Source organism: Amycolatopsis sp. CA-128772 (assembly GCF_002904295.1).
Classification (GTDB): Bacteria; Actinomycetota; Actinomycetes; order Mycobacteriales; family Pseudonocardiaceae; genus Amycolatopsis.
Genome location: NZ_PPHG01000009.1, coordinates 51,407 through 68,791, shown reverse-complemented (window position 1 = coordinate 68,791; position 17,385 = coordinate 51,407). Strand labels below are relative to the sequence as shown.

Here is a 17,385-nt window from a genome sequence, read left to right as displayed (position 1 = left end):
AGGAGCTGCGCGAGTCGCTGCAGGGGGACCAGCCCCGCGTGCGCGGGGACGACGCTTGCTGACCTGGCACGTTACCAGTCGTAACGGTGTTTTTTGTTCACCTTCGTCTTGAACATCTCGAGACTGTCTTCGGCCGATGTCGACGGCGCGACCTCTGACTAAATTGATGCGTCCCGGCGACGCGTTCCCGATGCGTCGTGATGGCCACGTGCCCTGTAGGTCCTCCATCCACGTCTGAGATCACGAACGAGGGAACATTCATGCTCCATAAACGGCGACGATCGACGTCGATTGACATCGAATCACGGCATGAGCGAATGCGAACATCCCAGCTGGATCGACTGATGTCGAGCCGCGTCCAGAGCCTCCAGTTAACCTGAGGGTTCTTGGTTCGAGTCCAAGCGGGGGAGCGCAAGGCCCAGGTCGACGACCTGGGCCTTTTTGCTGCCGTGGGTAGGGGCGAGTCAGCTGCTGGGCCGGCCGATGTCGGCGCCGCGGTCAGCGACTGAGCGCAGTAGGTGAGGAGCGGTCGAGTCGACGGATGAGCTTCGGGTGGGCGCAGCAAGTCGCAGGCTCGGTCCAGCGTGCTGTTTGATGCTTGGGTGCCTCGGATCGATAAGGCCGTCGCGAAGGTAGGCGAGGCCACGGCATCCCGCCGGCCTGGGTGCCGGACCCGGAGATCCTCTGCGGTCGAATCGAGGTGTACCACCTGCGGGCGCCGGCGGTACACCTCGCGGGTCACTCGGCGGGGTGGAGACTGGTGTTGCGTCGTTGAGCTTCGTGGAGCTGGTCTTCGAGGGAGATGATGCGGCAGGCGGCGTCGATGGCGGTGCCTTCGTCGACGAGGTGCCGGACTCGTGCAGCGATGCGCAGCTGGTGGCGGGAGTAGCGGCGATGGCCGCCGGTGGAGCGTTGCGGGGTGATCAGGCCGGCTTCGTCGAGGCTGCGCAGGAAGTTCTGCGTGGTGCCCAGCATTTCCGCGGCCCGGCCCATGGTGTAGCCGGGGTAGTGCTCGTCGTCGAACTTGTCGGCCGCGGGCGTGGCCGGGGCGTGTTGGTCAGGGATCATTCCACCTCCACATCACAAGGGACCCCGGGTGCCATGCACGGCACCCGGGGTCCCAGGGGTTGGGTTTCACCATTGTCAACCGACGCGACCGCCGGGTTCCTGTACTCGCGTCGCCCGGCCGAGAGGCGGACGAGGCGAGGATCGCTTACTCGTAACCGAGAACCACCTGCCAATCCGATGGGACTACGGTACCCGCGCGGCGTTACTGCCCAGCCGCTGCGGGCGATCCAATGATGTGCCCTTTCCCTTCTTTCCCGTGTTTCCTTCTTCTTGTTGCTGCGTACTGCTTCCGCGGTCATCACCGGCTGGAACCCTTCCACTGATCGGCCCCAGCACGCCTGATACCGCGAGCCACTGCCCGGAACCCCTTACCTTGATCGGCTCCGGCCACCTGACTGGCACTGCATACTGCGATCTAGCCAACTGCGAATACTGCTGATACTGCCGACTAACTGATTACTGCTACTACGTTGCTGCGTACTGCTCCGGTCACCAGCCGAGACCTGTTCACTGATTGGCCCCGTGCTGCCTGACCGCCTTGTCTCACTTCGCGGGTAGTTACGTCCTCTCCCGCGCCTGCTTGACGTTGTCTTTCTCGGTACGAGGAGAACTCTACACGCACCCGGCGTCGAATGTCTAACGCCGTCGACATAGATTTTACGCCATGACTCGATCGGGGTACCTCACTTCCACGGAACCGCAGGTGAGAGGACAGCGCGATGAGTGATCAGGTCGCCGGGCAGGAGCCGGTCGAGCTCGCTGCGGTGCGCAACCGCGAGGACTACGCCGACGCCCTCGTGCGGCTGATCGATCGAGGTCGCCGGGAACGGTGCATCGCCCTGTTGTCGGGCACGGAGGCCTACGCCGTGGCCGAGCTGCTGGGGCAGTACGCCCAGCTCGACCCGACGGACAAGCTGCACCAGCTCGCCGCCACCATGGCCAGCCGGATCTACAGCCGCCTCGGCGCCTGAGGGCAGGCCCCGGATGCGCTCCCGGGGCTCGGCCGCCGGTCGGTTCGGCGTAGCACCGCCGGCTCCGCGAGGGTGGTGAGCGGCTCGCCGCCGAGATGCCCGTCACCCCTCGGGATTCCGGTCACCGAGGGTGCAGGCAGGGCCTCGACCGCTCGGCCCGTGACTCGCGGGTCGCCGGGACGGGCCGCTCGTCACCGGTTTCGTGTCCGGCGGCCGCTTCCGCGACGAACCGCGCGACCGCGCCCGGGCTGGGGACGAGGTCGGGCCGGTCGAGCCGTCGCCGGGGCAGCCCGAGGTAGGCGGTGGCCGTGTCGCTGTTCTCCACCGTGGTGCTGTCGCCCGGCGAGGCACGTTCGAAGCGCCATAGGTGCCCCACCGCGGACCTGTCGTCACCGAGCGATCGATTTCGCTTAGTACGAGCGGTTACGGGATCCGGGTGGGGCAGGGGTGCGTGGTCGCCCCGACTCCCGGCGGCGCAGGATGGGGAAAGGGGCTTCATGGTTACCTCGCCGGCGAACATCGACGCGGACACCCACGCGACGCCGCGTAACGACTTCGGCGATCTGATGCGCCTCGCGCGGAGTGAAGGTTTGCTTGACCGTCGTTTTCGGTACTACGCGGCGAAAATCGGGCTCACGCTGCTCGCGCCGGCCGCCGGGTGCGTGGTGTTCGCGTTCGAACGTGCCGTCGGTGAGCAGCACGAGCCGGTCACCGGGGCGCAGGTCCAGCCGTTGCACCCGATAGAGGTACGGCCGCACGCCGAGGAGCAGAGCCGGTTCCAGCTCGACCGGCTTCCCTTCGCCGTCGCGCAGCAGCAGTGGTGAGAGGTGTCCGGCGTTCACCAGTCCGACCTGCCCCGTCTGCAGGTCGGCGCGCAGCAGCAGGCCGGTCGCCAGCGCACCTCGCCGCCGTGGTCGAGCAGGGCCTGGTTGGCTTGCTGCGCCTGTACGGCCAGGTCGTGACCGGCTCGCCGGGCCCGCGCAGCGCGCCGACCAGCAGGGTCGCCGTCAGTGCCGAGGCCACGTCGTGCCCGGCGGCGTCGGTGATCGACAGGTGCAGGATTTCGCGGTCCAAGGAGTAGGTCGCGCGCGACGACCCGACCGATTCCACGGGCGGGGCGGCCTCGGCCGCCGCCAGCACATCGCCCGGTCCCAGCACCCCACCGTCCACGGTCACCTCCGCTATCCGGAGTTCACCCGGCCACACCACCGGCACCGTCCGGACGCAAGACCGCCGGCGGCCGTGTTGAGCTCCCGAGCTCAGCCCAGCACCGTGCCCGAGTTCGCGGTGTTTCGCGTGCGCCTGCGGGAAAACGCGCCCAGGTCGATCTCCAGGCCGGTGCGCGGCGCCCGGAACCGGACGGGCGTTGCGTCGTGGTCGGCGCCGTTCTCCACCTGGTAGATCAGCTCCGCCATCAGCTGTCCCACGACCGGCGCGTTCTTGAACTGGTTGCCGCTCGTCCCGATCGCGACGTAGAAGCCCTCGAGTTCGGTGCGGTCGTAGATCGGCGTCCAGTCGTCGGCGACGTCGTAGACGCCCACCACGCCGCGCGCCCGGTGGGGCACGGCCAGGTCGGGCAGTCGTCGCGCGGCCCGCGTCACCTGGGCCTCGAAGACCGCGGCCGTCGGGTGGATGCCGGCGGTGTCCGGGTCGTCGGTCCACGGCAGCGGATCGCACTCCGGTTCCGTGCCGCCGACGAGCAGGTCCCCTCCGGTTTCACCGCGGAAGTAGGTGCCCAGATCCATGTCCGCCACCACCGGGCCGCGGTAGCCGGCCGGGACCGGCACGTGCGCCACTTCCTGCCGCATCGGGCGCACCCCGACCGTGAAGCCGGTACCCACGCCGGCCAGCCGGTTCACCGCGCCCGACCACGGACCGGCCGCGTTGACCACGACGGCGCAGGGAATCCGGGTGCCGTCCGACAGCCGCACCGACGTCACGCGTCCGCCGGCCTTTTCGACCGCGGTCACCGTGCTGCGGAAGCGGAACTCCGCCCCGCACGCCGAGGCCGCGGCGGCGAGGTTGACGGCGGCGAGGCCCGGGTCCGGGACGTACCCGGCATCCGGGGTGTACACGCCGCCGAGCGAGTGCTGCGCGTCCGCCCAGAATTCCTCGTCGTCGAGGCGTTTCGGCGGCCAATAGCGGCCGGTGTCGATACCCGGGACGCGCTCGGCCAAGGTCGCGCTGTCCCATTCTTCGTAGGGGACACCGATCTCGTCGAACAACGGCAGCCAGGACGTCCGCGGGGCGGCCTCGACGTCCAGCATGACCAGCCCGCTCCTGCGGAACACCGCAAGGTCACCGACATCGTGGCCGAGGTGGCCGGCCCAGTCGAGCCAGCCGAAGTGCGCCTCCCACGCCGTCGCCACCCCGGCGGCGGTGGAGAAATTGAACCGGACGATCGCACTCGACGCCGAGGTCGACCCCTGGCCGGCGCCGGCGGCGCGATCGAGCGCGACGACCCGGTGCCCCGCCCGTGCCAGCTCGAGGGCGATCGACGAACCGATCACCCCGGCCCCGATCACGACCACGTCGGTGCTCGCGCGCTCACCGGGCACGGCAGGTCCTGAGGTAGCTGAGGAACGACGCCTGCAGGCCGGTCACGTGCGTTTCGCGCAGGACCGCGCTGGTGACAGCTCCGCCGCGGGCGGTCAGGCGGTGCAGGACGGTGGCCGCGTTCTTCGCGAGGTTCTGGTAGACGGGCAGGTCTCCGAGCAGCTCCCGGTCGTTGACCGTCAGGTGGAGTTTGGTGGCCGGCAGGTCTTCGCCGAGCTCTTCGAGCCGCGCGAAGACCCGGCTGTCTTCACCGACGACCCCGGGGCTGCCCGCGCCGATGCTCTCGAAGAGCGTGCTGTCGCTGAGCCAGGCATAGAGGCTGAACAGGCCGCCGTAGGAGTAGCCGAAGAGGCCGTGACCGCTCGCGGCCGTGCCGTAGTCGCGTGCGATCCGCGGGTGCAGTTCGTCGGTGAGGAAGCCCAGGAACGCATCGGCGTGGGTTTCGCGGAGTTCGGCGAGGTAGGCGTCGGCCTCCTCGCGGGTCATCGCGCCGGTCCGGATCCCGGTCTCCACGGCGTCGACGAAGTCCGGGGCGATGGGCTCGCCGGGCGGCACGAGGTCCCGGTTGCGCAGGCGGGCCCAGTGCTGGGCGTCCTCGCCCGCGTAGCCGACGCTGACCTGGAGGTAGGGCCGGATCTGCTGCATGGGGTCTTTCTGGGTGACGATGAGCGGAGCCGTCTGGCCCACGGCGAAGTTGCCGTCGAGCACGTACACGGCGGGCGCCGGCGCCGTGGCCGGGTCGTAGCCCGGTGGGGTGGTGACCCAGACGCCGTAGTCGTGCCCTCCGCCGGAACGCAGCTCGAAGTAGTCGGTGTCGGCGAGGCAGCCCTGCCACATGGTGCTCATCGGAGGTCCTTCACGATTCGGCCGGCCTTGAGGACGAGGACGGCGTTGGCGGGATCGGCGAACAGCCCGGGGTCTTCGACCGGGTTGCCGTTCCACAACACGAGGTCTGCCTGCGCGCCGGGCGCGATGACACCGGCTCGGCCGGACAGGCCGAGGATCTCGGCGTTGGTCCTGGTGGCCGAGACGAGAGCGGCCATCGGTGTTTCGAGTTCGGCGCGCAGCCTGAGTTCTTCGCCGCGGCGGTCCTGGGCCGGGCCGATGAGGTCGGAACCCAGCCCGATCCGCACCCCGGCCTCCTTGGCGGCGGCGAGCGCCCCGGTCATCCGCTCGCGGACACCCAGCACCCGATCGCGGGCGGACTCGTCGAGGCCCGCTCCGGCGGTGTCGTGCAGCAGCTGCTCGGCGACGGCGAACGTGGGCACGAGGGCCACCCCGTGCGCGGCCATCAGGGTGGCCGTGGCTTCGTCGAGGTCGGTGCCGTGCTCGACGCACCGCGCCCCGGCCTCGACGGCGTTCCGGATGCCGTCGTTGTTGTGGGCGTGCACCGTCACGTAGGTGCCGCGCGCCTCGGCTTCCTGGACCGCGACGGCGATCTCCTCGACGGTGAACTGGGTGTCGGTCAGCCGGTCGTGCGCGCCGACCACCCCGCCGGTCACGCAGAGCTTCAAAAAGGAGGCGCCGCGACGGAAGGCCTCGCGCACGTTGCGCCGCAGCTCGTCCGCGTTGCCGGACATCATGGACAGGGCGCACAGGCCGGGGAGGTGGTGGCTGCTCCACAGCTCGGTGGGCTCCCACTCGGCGCCGTAGTAGCCGTGCCCGCCGACCTGGCACTGGACCGGTCCGCACGACAGCACGCGCGGGCCCCGGACCTTGCCCTTCGCGATCGCGGTGACGAGGCCGCCGTCGACCCCGCCGGTGTCCCGGACGGTGGTGAAGCCGGCGTCGAGCGTCGCGCCGGCCGCGGCGAAGATGTCCGCCGCGAGCTCGGCGGCGCTGATCCGGAAGGAGAACTGCGGCTGGATCGGGCTCGACAGGCCCAGGTGGACGTGCGCGTCGATCAGACCGGGCGTCATGGTCAGCCCCTCGGCGTCGAGGCGCTCGCCGCGTGCGCCGGAGCCGCCGACCTGGGTGATGTGCTCGTCTTCGATGCCGACGCCGACTTCGACCGGGTCGCGCCCCGATCCGTCGACGACGGTCGCGCCGACCACCTGGCACCGGCCCATGAGTCGTTCCCTCCGTCGGCGCCGGCTGCGACCATGGGGGAGCACCACGTCGTAGCCAGCATCTTTTCCAATGGATAAACTGCGGGAGTGATCCTGTCAAGCACGGAACGCAACGGCGACGCCCGCGAGCGTCTCCTGGCCCGGCTCCTTGACGCCTTCGAGGAGGGCCTCCCCGCACCGGAGGTGTCGCTCCGCGAAGTCGCCGCCAAGGCCGAGACCAGCCACGCCCTCCTGCGGTACCACTTCGGGTCCCTCCCGGGCGTCTTGGCGGCCATGCTCAAGACGCAGCGATCCCGTGACAACGAGGCTCTGCTCGCGGCCGCCCGGCAGGGCGGTTTCGACGACCTCGTCGTGGCGATCTGGCGGACCTACACGCGTCCGGAGCAGCTGTCGCGCGTCCGGGGCTTCTTCCACGTCGTAGGACTGGCTGCGTACCGGCCGGAGGACTTCCGTGAGTTCATCGACTCGCTCGACGACCTGACCAAGGTGCTGGCGTCGCTCGCGGAACGCGAAGGGCTCGACCCCGGGGAAGCGCTGACTCTGGCCACCGTCACGATCGCCGCGATGCGCGGGTTGCTCCTGCAGGAGGTCCTGACGCCGACGGCCCACCCGGAGGACGCGGTCGCCCTGATCCTGCGCATGAGCAAGGGGCCGGCCGTTTCGCGGGCACCTCGGCGAAGCGAAGGAGCTCGCGGTGGCGTCTGATGCCCTCCAAGGACCGGTGTCGGGCGGGCCGGTCCTCGCGCTGCTGGACAAGGCCATCGGCGTGCAGACACCGTTGGTGCGCAAGAACATCGCCCGCGCCCGGCAGCGCAACCCGGAGGCGACCCCGGCGGAGGTCGTGCGCACGCTGGAGCGGATGTACGTCAGCGCGCTGGCGAGCACCGGGGCGGCAGTGGGAGCCACCGCGGCCGCGCCCGCCGTCGGCACCGGGGTCGCGCTGGCGTTGTCGGCGGGGGAGGCTTTCTCTTCGCTGGAGCTGAGCACGCTGTTCGTGCTCTCGGTCGCGGCGGTGCACGGTGTCCAGCTGGACGAGATCGAACGCCGGCGGACGCTGGTCATGGGCATCCTGCTCGGGCAGTCGGGTTCCTCGACCATCGTCGGCAAGGTCGCCGAGCGCACCGGCCGGCACTGGGCGCGCCAGCTCGTCGGCAAGGTGCCCATGACGACGCTGGACCAGATCAACCGGGTACTGGGCAAGAACTTCGTCACCAAGTACGGAACCAAGCAGGGCATCATCGTGCTCGGCCGGGTGACACCGTTCGGCATCGGCGCGGTGGTCGGCGGCGGCGCCAACGCGACTGTCGCCGCCCTGGCGGTCCGCGCCGCACGCCGCGCTTTCGGCCCCGCGCCACAGTCCTGGCCCGGGTCTTGTTTCGGGAGATCGTCGCGGGGGTAATCGGGGGCCACGAATCTGCAGCCTGGGGAGTGATGCTCGTGTACCGGATCAAACCGTCCAAGCCCTCCGCCGTGTTCGGCGCGATCGTCGGCGTCGCGATGATCATTTTCGTACTGGTGCGGTTCCCTTTGGGTGAGCCGTTCGTCTGGCTGTGGCTGGCGGTCGCGGTGGGCGTCGTGGGCTTCAGCCTGTGGGCGGCGTTCGCCAAGCGTGGCGCGGAGAAGGTGGTTGTCGAGGACCGTTCTCCGTTGGGGCGTTGAGGACTCGGCCGATGTAGGCCGGTTACGGCTTTGTGTCGATGAGAGGAGCCCAGGCCGGGTGGCCTGGGCTCCTCCGCATTCCAGGTTTGCCCCGCGCGTGTGTAACAAGCACCGATCCGGTCGCGACGCAGTTCCAGGTATCCGGCGGCCGAAGGTGGAGGCGTGGCGTGAACCTGTGGGAACGGGGCAAAGAAGCCGCAGACATCGAGAAGCAGAGGAAGGCGGACGACCGCGAACTGGGCAACATTGAGATGTACCTGCGTTCGCAGGAGCATCTCGACCGGTGGGCCGAGGCCCTCGGCGCAACGCCCGCGAACGTGAAGCCTGTTCACCGGCGGGCCACTTCTGAACGCTGGAACGCCGGCGCGACGAAGGAACGGATCGAAACGACCTTCACCTGCGAAGGGCGGCAGTTCCTCGCCGAGTACGACGGGCTCTTCCGGGTCAGCCTCGCCGGCTTCGCGGCGAACACCGCCGCCGATATCGGTGAGGCCATCACCAGGATCGAGGAAACGGAACGGCGCGCCGACGCGCGGCGGCAGGAGATGCTCGCGAAGGCCGGCAGGCGCCGGAAGATGCTCCTGTTCGGTGGCGCCGGGCTGGTGATCGCTGTCTCGTTGGTGGTCGTCGTGGTGCTCGTCTACCAGGCACTGACCCGCCTGCCGATCGAGTACGCGTCCGGTGAGAAACCGGATTCACGACCCTGCCGGGCGGACAGCTGCAAGGATGACGGCAATTTCCACTGGTTCCGGGTCGGTTTCAGCACGACGTTCACCACCACCGGCGAAGACGCGTTCCGCAGCAGCCTCGAAACGGGCCCATTCTGTGACCTGAGGCTTCACTGGCAGCTGGCTCTGGACGACGTCGTCTGGCGCAGTGGGGATTTTCGCGGCGCTGCGCAGGCGGTCGACCTGGACGTTCCGCTGCGCGGGGTCCGTGAGGTCACGCTGACCACCTCCGCACCGCCGCTCGCACCGAACTGCTTTCCGGAGCTTTCCTGGCGCGCCAAGGACTGAGGCTCCCGGCGGCCCCGTCCGGATCAGCCCTGCGGCTCGCCCTCGAGCGCGCCGACCTCCTCCGGGGCCTCCGGGGGCGGCATGTGGCGGATGCTGTCGCTGCCCTTGTGGTCGTGGGCGCGGCTGTACCGGGAATCCAGCACCCGGGACAGTTTGTGCGCCGCGCCGGCGTAGGCGTCGTCCACCGTTGTTGCGTGGTGGGTGACCGCGACCGGTTGCTTGCCGCCGGGGCGGGCCTCGATCACGCACTTCTTGTCGTCCGGCTTGCTGCCGCCGTCTTCGCTGAGGTGGACCTCCACCCGGGTCACCCACCCCCCGAATCGGGCCAGGCTGTTCTCCAGGTCGGTGGTCACGTAGGTGGCCAGCCCTTCGCCGCCGTGGATGTTGTGGTCGGTGTTGACCTGGATCTGCACGAGCACCCTCCGAAGCCGGGGACAGTGATGATCTCGGTCAATACCACGATGGCGGCCGGCTCAAACCCGGCGGACCGGCGGCCCACCGGCTTCGGGTGACGCTGTGCGAGCGGTTCACCACCAGAGGGACCAGCCCCCCGGCAGTACGGGGAAGCGGCTTTGCCCGGGCCCGGCCCACCTCGAAGCTGGATTTCCCAGCCCCGGAGCCACCACCGGCTGCGGGGTCGCGAAAGGAGACGCACGTGGTTCGACGTCGATGGCCGCTGGTCGTGGCGGCCTTGCCGGCGCTGGCGATCACCGCGCCCGCCGCGCAGGCCCGGCCCGCCCCGCAACCGGCTCCCCGGGAGCGCCCGCCAGGACGGCTCGATCACCATCGAGCAGAACGACGTCGACGTCGACGCCAAGAGCTTGCTGCGGCTGACGCAGAAGTTCCGCCCCGCTACGAGCAGGTCATGGTGCTGAGCTTCACCATGACCATCGACCAGCCCGACCGGGCCGAGCCCCTCGTCCTGACCCCCAGGGAACCGGCACAGCCGGTCGGCCGGCTCACCCAGTTCCCGCCGAAGGGCGATCTCTACCAGCTGCAGAACCCGGTCGACCTGATCGACCTGGAGAACCCGGACGACACCGTCGCGACGATCCGGAAGTTCCCGGTCAAGATCGGCGGCCTGTGATCCGGCCACCGGCGGCCCCTTGATCCGGGGGGGAAGCGGGAAAACAGCAGCCCAGGCCACGCGGCCTGGGCTTCTGCTCGTTCCGGGGTGGACCGGACAAAACCGCGACAATCGCCGGCAAGTGAGGCCGGCCGGCAACTTTTCCGCCGGGTGGCGCGTAGGTCTTGCGTCGCAGCGTGGGCCGGCGAGGGGAGCTCGGGTGGCGGAAAAAGGACACTGGATCACCAAGAACGGCAACCGGATCTTCATCCGGGACGGTGGCCGGGGCAAGGGCGTGGTGGTCGCCGTCGTGGGGGCGGTGGCCATTGCCGGTGGGGCCGGTGGGGCCGGGGCGTTCGGCGGGGCCGGCGGGGCCGCGACGGAAGTGTTCGCCGGGAACTCCGCCGGGGACGTCGTCGATGCCCTGCCGGGACGCCCGCTGAAGACGCGCCGCGCCGAGGCGCGGAAGTCCGCCGAGCGCGGGAAGGCCGAGGAGGCGTGGCGGAAGCTCAGGTTCAAGGAACTCAAGCGGGCGGTGCGGCGCCTGGAGAAGGAAGGCACCTGCGCCGCGGCCGCCACGGGCAAGGTACGGGACTTCCTGGTCAGGACGCCCTGCACGTCGCTGGATCGGCTGCTGCTGGCCGTCGGGGACGGGCACGGCAACGCCGCGGTGATCTCCGTCGTGCGGGTGGGCTTCCGCTCGAAGAAGCAGGCGAAGGACTTCGAGAAGGTCGAGGCCGTGCAGGGCAGCGGCGACGTGCGGCCGCTGGAGATCGCCGCGGTGCTCGGGGTGGCCGGGGTGCGGATGACCGGGCTGCACTACGAGTCACGTCCGGAGGGCTTCGGCATGGTCGTCGCCGAAGCCGACACCGCGACCGGGCACGTCGATCCCGGCACCCTGGACGCCCTCGCCGAGGTTGCCGCCTACCTGCCGGTCAAGTAGCGGAACTCGCGCAGGGCAACGGTTCCCTCGAGGACGCGCACGCCGATCATCCGGCCGGTGAACCCCGCCGCGACCTCTGTGGACAGGTACCGTCCGCCGAACGTTCCCAGGACGTCGGCCGGGCCGTCGGCCGGCACGACCGACAGCTCCAGCAGGTCCGGCTCCACGACCTCGTGGAACGGGCCCGAAGGGGCCGGCGCGAGCGCGCGGATGCGAAGGGAGGTACGAGAACCCGCCGGGACGGCGGCGACCGTCTGGACCGCCGGGCCGATCGCCAGCGTCGCCGTGACCGTCTCGCCGTCCGCTGTCAGGCCGTACCAATGGCGGTCGTCGATGCGGACCACGAAGGCCGCCGTGCCTTCGGACACGTCGAGGTGGGCCTCCGCCGTCCACTGCTCGTCCGGGGCGCGGGTCAGCAGGAATCCCCTCAGGACCAGGCCGCCGTGCCAACGGGTGCGGGGTGCCGCGCCCGGGGCGACCCACCGCGGGTGCAGCTCGGCCGTGGGGAAGGTGTCTGTGAAACTGTTGTCCGGCAACGGAACCGTGAAGCGGTTTTCGTCGATCACCGGCCAGCCGTCCACCCAGTCCACTCCGGCCAGGAACGTCTCGCGGCCGTTGACGTGGTACTGCGGGGTCTTCCCGCGCGGACGCACCCCCAGGTACACCATCGCCCAGCGGCCGTCGGCGCACTCCACCAGATCGCCGTGGCCGGTGTTCTGGACCGGGTGCGTCGTGCTGCGGTGGGTCAGGATCGGGTTCGACGGCGCCGGCTCGTACGGACCTTCGATCGACCGGGCGCGGGCGATCGTGATCGCGTGGCCGCGTTCGGTGCCGCCTTCGGCGAGCAGCAGGTACCACCAGCCGTCGACGCGGTAGAGGTGCGGGCCTTCGGGGGCCGCCAGGCCCGTGCCGTTCCACAGCAGCCGCGGCTCGGCCAGCATCCGCCCGGTGACCGGGTCGATCGGGACGCTCGTGATGCCCGGTCGCGAGAACGACGCCCACGTCAGGTGGCAGACGCCGTCCTCGTCCCAGCAGAGGTCCGGGTCGATGCCCTCCGTTCCGCGCACGTGGACCGGATCGGACCAGGGGCCTTCCGGGTTCTCCGCCGTCACGATCAGGTGGCCTTCGTGCAGGATGTTCGTGGTCACCAGGTGGAACCGGCCGTCGTGGTGGCGGAGCGTCGGGGCGTAGATGCCCGTGTTCGCCGCTCCGGCCGACGGCGGGAGCTGGCCCGGGCGGGTCAGGGCGTGGCCGAGGAGCTCCCAGGACACCAGGTCCGTGCTGCGGCGGATCGGGACGCCCGGGACGTACTCGAAGCTGGAATTCGCCAGGTAGTACGCGTCGCCGACGCGGCAGATCGACGGGTCGGGGTGGAATCCCGGGACGATCGGGCGCGTCATGGTCTCTCTTTCCCGGGGGTCCGCCGCGAGGATGGCGCGGCGGGCCCCCGTGTGGGTCAGGCGGTGCAGGTCTTGTTGCGGTTGATGCAGTTGACAAGCTGGTTCATGATGCTCTGCGACATCACGTTCGCGAAATCGTCGTGGTCGGACAGCGGGTTGTGCTTTTCGGACGGGAACGAGTCCACTTTGTACTGCTTCTTCACCTGGATGTCGTGCGGGATGTCGTAGACCAGGGTGGTCCGCAGCTGCGGCACCGCCTTGAACCCCGCCGCGCAGCGCCCGGCCTTGTCCGGGAACACGATGTGCGTGCGGTGGTTGGCGCTGTCGGTGTTCTTGCCGTCCCAGCAGCTCGGGAAGTCGTGGATCCGCTCCACCTTGCTGCCTTCGGGGCAGATCGGGTACTTGTCGGTCAGCCGGTTCTCGAAGCCGGTGCAGGTCCACGCGGCCCGCGTGTTCTTCGTGCCGTTGATGGACGGCTTTGCGTCGCCGCTGAGCGCGCGCAGGAACTTCGGCATCGCGACGACCTGGCCCGCCGGGCTGCCGCGGAAGGTGATGCCCACCTTCGCCGGACGCTGGATCCGGCCATCGTTGTCGGGCAGCTCGTTGTTCCCGTCCGGGCCGGGCAGCGGCGGGGCCGTCGTCGCGCCGCCGTTGTTGCCGGCCGCCTGGCCGAGGCTGCAGGGCGCGAGCGCGTCGAGGCCCTGGGGGCGGGCGGCGGTGCGGCCGATGGCGATGGCCATCCGGTCGATGGTGGCGACGCGCTTGTCCTTGAGCGGGCCGAGGATGGCGTTCTGGACGAAGTTGGCGCCGCCCTGGCCCTGCGTGGTGACCAGCCGCTGGTTCGCCTCCTGGAGCTGCGTGTTCAGCAGCTGCAGGTTGCGGTCCACTTCGGCCTTGGCCGACGCCGGGACGGCGGGGAGCTTGCTCGCGACGTCCGGGCAGGTGATCTGCTGCGCCGCGCCGCCGGGCGCACCGCCGCCGTTGCTCGCCGGGTTGCCGCCGGTGCCGGCCTGCTCCCGCAGCGTGCAGGGCGCGAGTGCGTCGAGGCCCTGGGGGCGGGCGGCGGTGCGGCCGATGGCGATGGCCATCCGGTCGATGGTGGCGACGCGCTTGTCCTCAAGCGGGCCGAGGATGGCGTTCCGGACGAAGTCGGGGCCGCCCTGGCCGCGGGTGGAGACCAGCCGCTTGTCGGCCTCGTCGATCTGCGTGTCGAGCAGGTCGAGGTTGCGGTTGACCTCGGCCATCGCCGAGTCGGGGACGTCGGGCAGCTTGCTCGCGACGTCCGGGCAGGTGATCACCGGGGCGGCGCCGTCCTGGGCGGCCTGGTCGCGGTCGCCGTCCGGGGACTTCGCCGGCGGGTTCTTCTCGTCGTCACCGGTGTCGATGCGCACGACCGGCCAGAAGTAGGCCGACTTGTCCCCGTTCCGGCACGTGGTGCCGGCCGCCTCCAGGCTCTTGTTGTTCGAGTCCGCATTGGACGAAAGGTTGCCGACGTAGTCGTGCAGGTGCTGGGCGCCGTTGCGGACCCCGGGCTGGGCGACGAAGTTGTCCGGGTTGAAGTGCTGGTTCTCGTTGCGGCCGCAGTCCACGGTGAAGGTGCCGGTGGACGCGCCGCGGGCGTTCGCCGGGGCGGTGTTGTCCGGGGCGACCTTGAGGATGTCGACGTAGAGCGCGGGATCGGCCTCGTCCGCGCTGGCCTGGCCGGGTTCGCCGAAGGTCGTCGCCACCGCGATGCCGCCGCCGGCCACGGCGAGCGCGAGGGCAGCGGTCGCGATCTTGGTTCGTCGGGAGATGCGGTGCTTTCCCGTGTTTCCGGGCATGGGTCACTCCGTGGGGGGGTTCAGGGACGGGAGAATCCAGGGATTCCACTGGCCCGACACCAGTGGCACGGTTCTCTGTTAGCGATAACAATGCCCGCCCTGTGAACGGTTGACCGATTCTTTCGGGGGATCAAAGCGGGGCGGGCACGGCGTTATCGTGACCCGTGCGCGCCCCGTTGTCCAGAGCTTTGTCCCGTGAGGAAAGAGTTCGGAAATGTGCTGAACCGTGGTGAACCCGCAGCCGTGTACCCGGGTGAAGCGTGGAGTGCGGGATCAGCTGTCCAGCGGGGTCAGGCGCGGCGTTTCGCCCGGTCCGGCGGGGAAGTAGGCGAGGAACGTGACGCCGTCCTCGCCGGCGTCGAACCGGGCGATGCGCGTCGATCCGGGTTCGTGGAAGACGTCGCCGGGGGTCAGCACCGACTCGGGTTCGCCTTCGATCCGGTAGACCGCGGAGCCCGTTTCGATGCTGCCGAAAACGGGTCCGTTGTGGACGTGCAGCCCGGGGCTGTGGTGCGGGGCGATGGTGATGCGGCGGACTTCGAAATGGTCGAAAACGCGGGGCTCCGGCAGCGTCTGCTCCAGCACCAGCGTGCGGGTGACGGCCGGGACGGCGGTGGCCTCCGCCTCGCCAACCGGATCGCCGAGCTCGGTCGGGGTGCCGTCGGCGGGGAGCTCCTCGATCGCGAGGTGGGTCATCGACGTGGTGTCGGTGGCGCCGTGCCAATGCCACTCGCCGGCGGCGACGCGGACGGTGTCGCCCGGCCTGATCAGCTGCGCCGGCCCGCCGCGGCGCTGGACGTAGCCGGTGCCCTCGGTGACGACGAGCACCTGGCCGAGCGGGTGCCGGTGCCAGCGGGTGCGCGCGCCGGGCGCGAACTGCACGCGGTCGACGCGGGTGCGGGAAGCGCCTTCCGGGACGGCGAGCGAGGTGACCCACGCGCTGCCGGTGACCGCGTCGGCCGGGGCCGGGGTGCTGGTGGACGGAACGTGGCGGACGTGCATCGGGGTCCTCCCGGGAAGTCAATGGGCGGCGAGCAGCGCGAGCACGCCGGAAACGGCCTGGTCGAAGGGTTCGGTGCGGCCGGCCGCGCGAGCCAGCACGTAACCGCCCTGCAGGACGGCGACGATCGTGGCGGCCAGCGCGGCGGTGTCCAGCGTGGCGGGCAGCTCGCCGGCGGCGCGGCCTTCGTCGAGCACCTCGGCCAGCCGGGTGCGCATGCCGGTGAGCGTTTCGTCCACCGGCGCGCGCAGCACCGGGTCGCCGACGATGTCGGGATCCTGCGTGAGCCGGCCGATGGGGCAGCCCTTGAGCACCTCGCGTTCGCGCCGCAGGTAGGCGGTGACGCGCTCGACCGCGGTGCCGGGCCGGCCGAGCTGCTCGTCGGCGGCGGCCAGCAGATCCTCGGCGCTGCGTCGCACGGCGGCCAGCGCGAGCTCCTTCTTGCCGGCGAAGTGGTGGTACATGCTGCCCTGGCCGGCGCCCGCCCGCTGCTGGATGGCCTTCGGGCTGGTGCCGACGTAACCGCGTTCCCAGAGCAGGTCGCGGGCGCTGTCGATGAGCTGGTCCCGGGTCCCCATGGGTCCGGACTGTACATACTAGTAGGTACAGAAACAAGTGACTCGCGCCATGTCACAGCCGTGCGCCCTTCGGTGTCTTGAGGCCGAACGGAAGGAGACACCATGGACCTCGCCCGGTGGATCGCCGCGGGCCTGATCCTGCCCGCGGCGACCGGGATCGCGCCGGTGCTGGTGCCGGTGACCGCCGTGTGCTGGGTGCTGCTGATGGCCGGTGCGATGATCACCCACGTCCGGCACGGCAGCGCCGAGTTCGCGGCGGTGAACCTGGGGTACCTCGCCGTGGCGGCGTTCGTCGCCTGGGGCGGTTTCACCGCGTGATCGAAGGAGACGTCATGACCGACCCGGCGACCGGCGTCTTCGTCGCCCACCGGAACCTGCTCTTCACCGTCGCCTACGAAATGCTGGGCTCGGCGGCCGACGCCGAAGACGTCCTCCAGGAAACGTGGCTGCGCTGGGTCGAGGTCGACGCGCACCAGGTCCGCGACGAGCGCGCCTACCTGGTCCGGATCACGACCCGGCTGTCGCTGAACCGGCTGCGCACGATGAAGCGCCGCAAGGAGGCCTACGTCGGCCCGTGGCTGCCCGAGCCGTTGCTCACCACCCCGGACGTCGCCGAAAACGTCGAACTCGCGGAAAGCGTGTCGATGGCGCTGATGCTCGTCCTCGAAACGCTGGCGCCCACCGAACGCGCGGTGTTCGTGCTGCGCGAGGTGTTCGAGTTCGGCTACGGCGAAATCGCCGAGGCGGTCGGGAAAACCCCGGCCGCGGTCCGGCAGATCGCGCACCGGGCACGCCGGCACGTCGACGCGCGCCGCCCTCGCGAGACGGTGTCGGCCCGGGAGACGCGGGCGGTGCTGGAGTCGTTCCAGCGCGCGTTGGAGGGCCAGGACCTGCAGGGACTGCTGGACTTGCTGGCCCCGGACGTGGTCCTGATGAGTGACGGCGGCGGCGTCAAGCAGGCGGCCCTGCGCCCGGTCGACGGGGCGGCGAAGGTGGGCCGCTTCATCGTCGGCGGCATCGGCAAGGCGGAGATCGAGCTGACGACCGCGGTGGTGACGGTGAACGGGAACCCGGCGCTGGCGCTGCACGTGGACGGCTCGTTCGACGGGATCATGGCGGTCCGCGTCGAGGGGGGCCGGATCACCGGGCTCTACTACGTGCGCAACCCGGAGAAGCTGACCCGGGTGGCGTCGGAGACGCCGTTGACCCTGCGCTGAGGCCGGCGGTGTGCTTCCCCGC

20 protein-coding genes and 1 CRISPR repeat array (1 of these 21 running past the window's edge) are annotated in these 17,385 nt (G+C 70.3%); of the genes, 9 read left to right on the top strand and 11 right to left on the bottom strand.

What is annotated here, in order from left to right:
* Positions 1–53: direct repeats of the CRISPR family, unit length 28 nt; unit sequence GGACCAGCCCCGCGTGCGCGGGGACGAC; it reaches 219 nt to the left of the window's first position.
* A 685-nt stretch (positions 54–738) separates the two neighbouring features.
* Positions 739–1,068 carry a helix-turn-helix domain-containing protein gene (locus tag C2L59_RS03870; protein ID WP_103348120.1) on the bottom strand — a complete coding sequence of 110 codons (330 nt, stop codon included), beginning with the start codon at positions 1,066–1,068 and terminating at the stop codon, positions 739–741.
* A gap of 719 nt (positions 1,069–1,787) precedes the next feature.
* On the opposite strand from C2L59_RS03870, the gene C2L59_RS03865 reads away from it, so the two are divergent.
* Positions 1,788–2,039 carry a hypothetical protein gene (locus C2L59_RS03865; RefSeq protein ID WP_103348119.1) on the top strand — a complete coding sequence of 84 codons (252 nt, stop codon included), beginning with the start codon at positions 1,788–1,790 and terminating at the stop codon, positions 2,037–2,039.
* 121 nt (positions 2,040–2,160) lie between these two features.
* Here C2L59_RS03865 and C2L59_RS03860 read toward each other — a convergent pair whose 3' ends face one another.
* The 5 genes from C2L59_RS03860 to C2L59_RS03835 all read right to left on the bottom strand — a co-directional run bounded on the left by C2L59_RS03860 (position 2,161) and on the right by C2L59_RS03835 (position 6,664).
* Positions 2,161–2,364: a hypothetical protein gene (locus tag C2L59_RS03860; RefSeq protein WP_233223261.1), complete on the bottom strand. Its 204-nt coding sequence runs from the start codon at positions 2,362–2,364 to the stop codon at positions 2,161–2,163.
* An 85-nt stretch (positions 2,365–2,449) separates the two neighbouring features.
* A complete protein-coding gene (locus C2L59_RS50220; protein ID WP_370444713.1) occupies positions 2,450–2,881 on the bottom strand; it encodes a SpoIIE family protein phosphatase in 432 nt (143 codons plus the stop codon).
* Between the two features lie 417 nt (positions 2,882–3,298).
* The gene (locus C2L59_RS03845; RefSeq protein ID WP_103348118.1) at positions 3,299–4,597 is read right to left on the bottom strand and encodes an FAD-binding oxidoreductase; all 1,299 of its coding nucleotides are present in this window, start codon (positions 4,595–4,597) and stop codon (positions 3,299–3,301) included.
* Complete coding sequence (locus tag C2L59_RS03840; protein WP_103348117.1) at positions 4,587–5,441, bottom strand: alpha/beta hydrolase; 855 nt, start codon at positions 5,439–5,441, stop codon at positions 4,587–4,589. Before C2L59_RS03840 ends, C2L59_RS03845 begins: the two co-directional genes overlap by 11 nt.
* Complete coding sequence (locus C2L59_RS03835) at positions 5,438–6,664, bottom strand: amidohydrolase family protein (RefSeq protein ID WP_103348116.1); 1,227 nt, start codon at positions 6,662–6,664, stop codon at positions 5,438–5,440. Before C2L59_RS03835 ends, C2L59_RS03840 begins: the two co-directional genes overlap by 4 nt.
* 87 nt (positions 6,665–6,751) lie before the next feature.
* Between C2L59_RS03835 and C2L59_RS47735 the strand changes: the two genes are divergently transcribed.
* The 4 genes from C2L59_RS47735 to C2L59_RS03815 all read left to right on the top strand — a co-directional run bounded on the left by C2L59_RS47735 (position 6,752) and on the right by C2L59_RS03815 (position 9,339).
* Positions 6,752–7,369 (top strand): TetR/AcrR family transcriptional regulator, encoded by a 618-nt coding sequence (locus C2L59_RS47735; RefSeq protein WP_199198900.1) that lies wholly within the window; start codon positions 6,752–6,754, stop codon positions 7,367–7,369.
* Positions 7,359–8,063 (top strand): hypothetical protein, encoded by a 705-nt coding sequence (locus C2L59_RS03825; protein WP_103348115.1) that lies wholly within the window; start codon positions 7,359–7,361, stop codon positions 8,061–8,063. The genes C2L59_RS47735 and C2L59_RS03825 overlap by 11 nt, the downstream gene beginning before the upstream one ends.
* Positions 8,064–8,095: 32 nt before the next feature.
* Positions 8,096–8,323: a hypothetical protein gene (locus C2L59_RS03820; protein WP_199198899.1), complete on the top strand. Its 228-nt coding sequence runs from the start codon at positions 8,096–8,098 to the stop codon at positions 8,321–8,323.
* A 167-nt stretch (positions 8,324–8,490) separates the two neighbouring features.
* Positions 8,491–9,339, top strand: a complete 849-nt coding sequence (locus C2L59_RS03815; RefSeq protein WP_103348113.1) for a hypothetical protein — start codon at positions 8,491–8,493, stop codon at positions 9,337–9,339.
* A gap of 23 nt (positions 9,340–9,362) precedes the next feature.
* On the opposite strand, the gene C2L59_RS03810 is transcribed toward C2L59_RS03815, so the two are convergent.
* Entirely contained in the window at positions 9,363–9,758 is a 396-nt protein-coding gene (locus C2L59_RS03810) for an HPF/RaiA family ribosome-associated protein (protein ID WP_233223259.1), read from the bottom strand.
* A 446-nt stretch (positions 9,759–10,204) separates the two neighbouring features.
* Here C2L59_RS03810 and C2L59_RS03805 point away from each other — a divergent pair, with 446 nt between their 5' ends.
* Positions 10,205–10,426: a hypothetical protein gene (locus C2L59_RS03805; RefSeq protein ID WP_103348112.1), complete on the top strand. Its 222-nt coding sequence runs from the start codon at positions 10,205–10,207 to the stop codon at positions 10,424–10,426.
* A gap of 199 nt (positions 10,427–10,625) precedes the next feature.
* Complete coding sequence (locus C2L59_RS03800; RefSeq protein WP_233223258.1) at positions 10,626–11,348, top strand: hypothetical protein; 723 nt, start codon at positions 10,626–10,628, stop codon at positions 11,346–11,348.
* Here the strand turns inward: C2L59_RS03800 and C2L59_RS03795 are convergent.
* The 4 genes from C2L59_RS03795 to C2L59_RS03780 all read right to left on the bottom strand — a co-directional run bounded on the left by C2L59_RS03795 (position 11,330) and on the right by C2L59_RS03780 (position 16,146).
* Positions 11,330–12,748 (bottom strand): glycoside hydrolase family 43 protein, encoded by a 1,419-nt coding sequence (locus tag C2L59_RS03795; protein ID WP_103348111.1) that lies wholly within the window; start codon positions 12,746–12,748, stop codon positions 11,330–11,332. The genes C2L59_RS03800 and C2L59_RS03795 overlap by 19 nt on opposite strands.
* Before the next feature lie 56 nt (positions 12,749–12,804).
* Complete coding sequence (locus tag C2L59_RS03790; RefSeq protein ID WP_103348110.1) at positions 12,805–14,568, bottom strand: DUF1996 domain-containing protein; 1,764 nt, start codon at positions 14,566–14,568, stop codon at positions 12,805–12,807.
* Between the two features lie 273 nt (positions 14,569–14,841).
* Complete coding sequence (locus tag C2L59_RS03785) at positions 14,842–15,570, bottom strand: cupin domain-containing protein (RefSeq protein ID WP_103348109.1); 729 nt, start codon at positions 15,568–15,570, stop codon at positions 14,842–14,844.
* An 18-nt stretch (positions 15,571–15,588) separates the two neighbouring features.
* On the bottom strand, positions 15,589–16,146 hold the full coding sequence (locus C2L59_RS03780) for a TetR/AcrR family transcriptional regulator (RefSeq protein ID WP_103348108.1): 558 nt from the start codon (positions 16,144–16,146) through the stop codon (positions 15,589–15,591).
* A 102-nt stretch (positions 16,147–16,248) separates the two neighbouring features.
* Between C2L59_RS03780 and C2L59_RS03775 the strand changes: the two genes are divergently transcribed.
* Positions 16,249–16,464 carry a DoxX family protein gene (locus tag C2L59_RS03775; protein ID WP_103348107.1) on the top strand — a complete coding sequence of 72 codons (216 nt, stop codon included), beginning with the start codon at positions 16,249–16,251 and terminating at the stop codon, positions 16,462–16,464.
* A gap of 14 nt (positions 16,465–16,478) precedes the next feature.
* Positions 16,479–17,363 carry an RNA polymerase sigma-70 factor gene (locus tag C2L59_RS03770; protein ID WP_103348106.1) on the top strand — a complete coding sequence of 295 codons (885 nt, stop codon included), beginning with the start codon at positions 16,479–16,481 and terminating at the stop codon, positions 17,361–17,363.
* Positions 17,364–17,385: the final 22 nt, after the last annotated feature.

Coding starts and splice junctions, on each gene's coding strand:
- C2L59_RS03870 (WP_103348120.1), bottom strand. CDS start 1,068: ATGATCCCTGACCAACACGCCCCGGCCACGCCCGCGGCCGACAAGTTC.
- C2L59_RS03865 (WP_103348119.1), top strand. CDS start 1,788: ATGAGTGATCAGGTCGCCGGGCAGGAGCCGGTCGAGCTCGCTGCGGTG.
- C2L59_RS03840 (WP_103348117.1), bottom strand. CDS start 5,441: ATGAGCACCATGTGGCAGGGCTGCCTCGCCGACACCGACTACTTCGAG.
- C2L59_RS03835 (WP_103348116.1), bottom strand. CDS start 6,664: ATGGGCCGGTGCCAGGTGGTCGGCGCGACCGTCGTCGACGGATCGGGG.
- C2L59_RS03820 (WP_199198899.1), top strand. CDS start 8,096: ATGCTCGTGTACCGGATCAAACCGTCCAAGCCCTCCGCCGTGTTCGGC.
- C2L59_RS03805 (WP_103348112.1), top strand. CDS start 10,205: ATGGTGCTGAGCTTCACCATGACCATCGACCAGCCCGACCGGGCCGAG.
- C2L59_RS03795 (WP_103348111.1), bottom strand. CDS start 12,748: ATGACGCGCCCGATCGTCCCGGGATTCCACCCCGACCCGTCGATCTGC.
- C2L59_RS03790 (WP_103348110.1), bottom strand. CDS start 14,568: ATGCCCGGAAACACGGGAAAGCACCGCATCTCCCGACGAACCAAGATC.
- C2L59_RS03785 (WP_103348109.1), bottom strand. CDS start 15,570: ATGCACGTCCGCCACGTTCCGTCCACCAGCACCCCGGCCCCGGCCGAC.
- C2L59_RS03780 (WP_103348108.1), bottom strand. CDS start 16,146: ATGGGGACCCGGGACCAGCTCATCGACAGCGCCCGCGACCTGCTCTGG.
- C2L59_RS03775 (WP_103348107.1), top strand. CDS start 16,249: ATGGACCTCGCCCGGTGGATCGCCGCGGGCCTGATCCTGCCCGCGGCG.
- C2L59_RS03770 (WP_103348106.1), top strand. CDS start 16,479: ATGACCGACCCGGCGACCGGCGTCTTCGTCGCCCACCGGAACCTGCTC.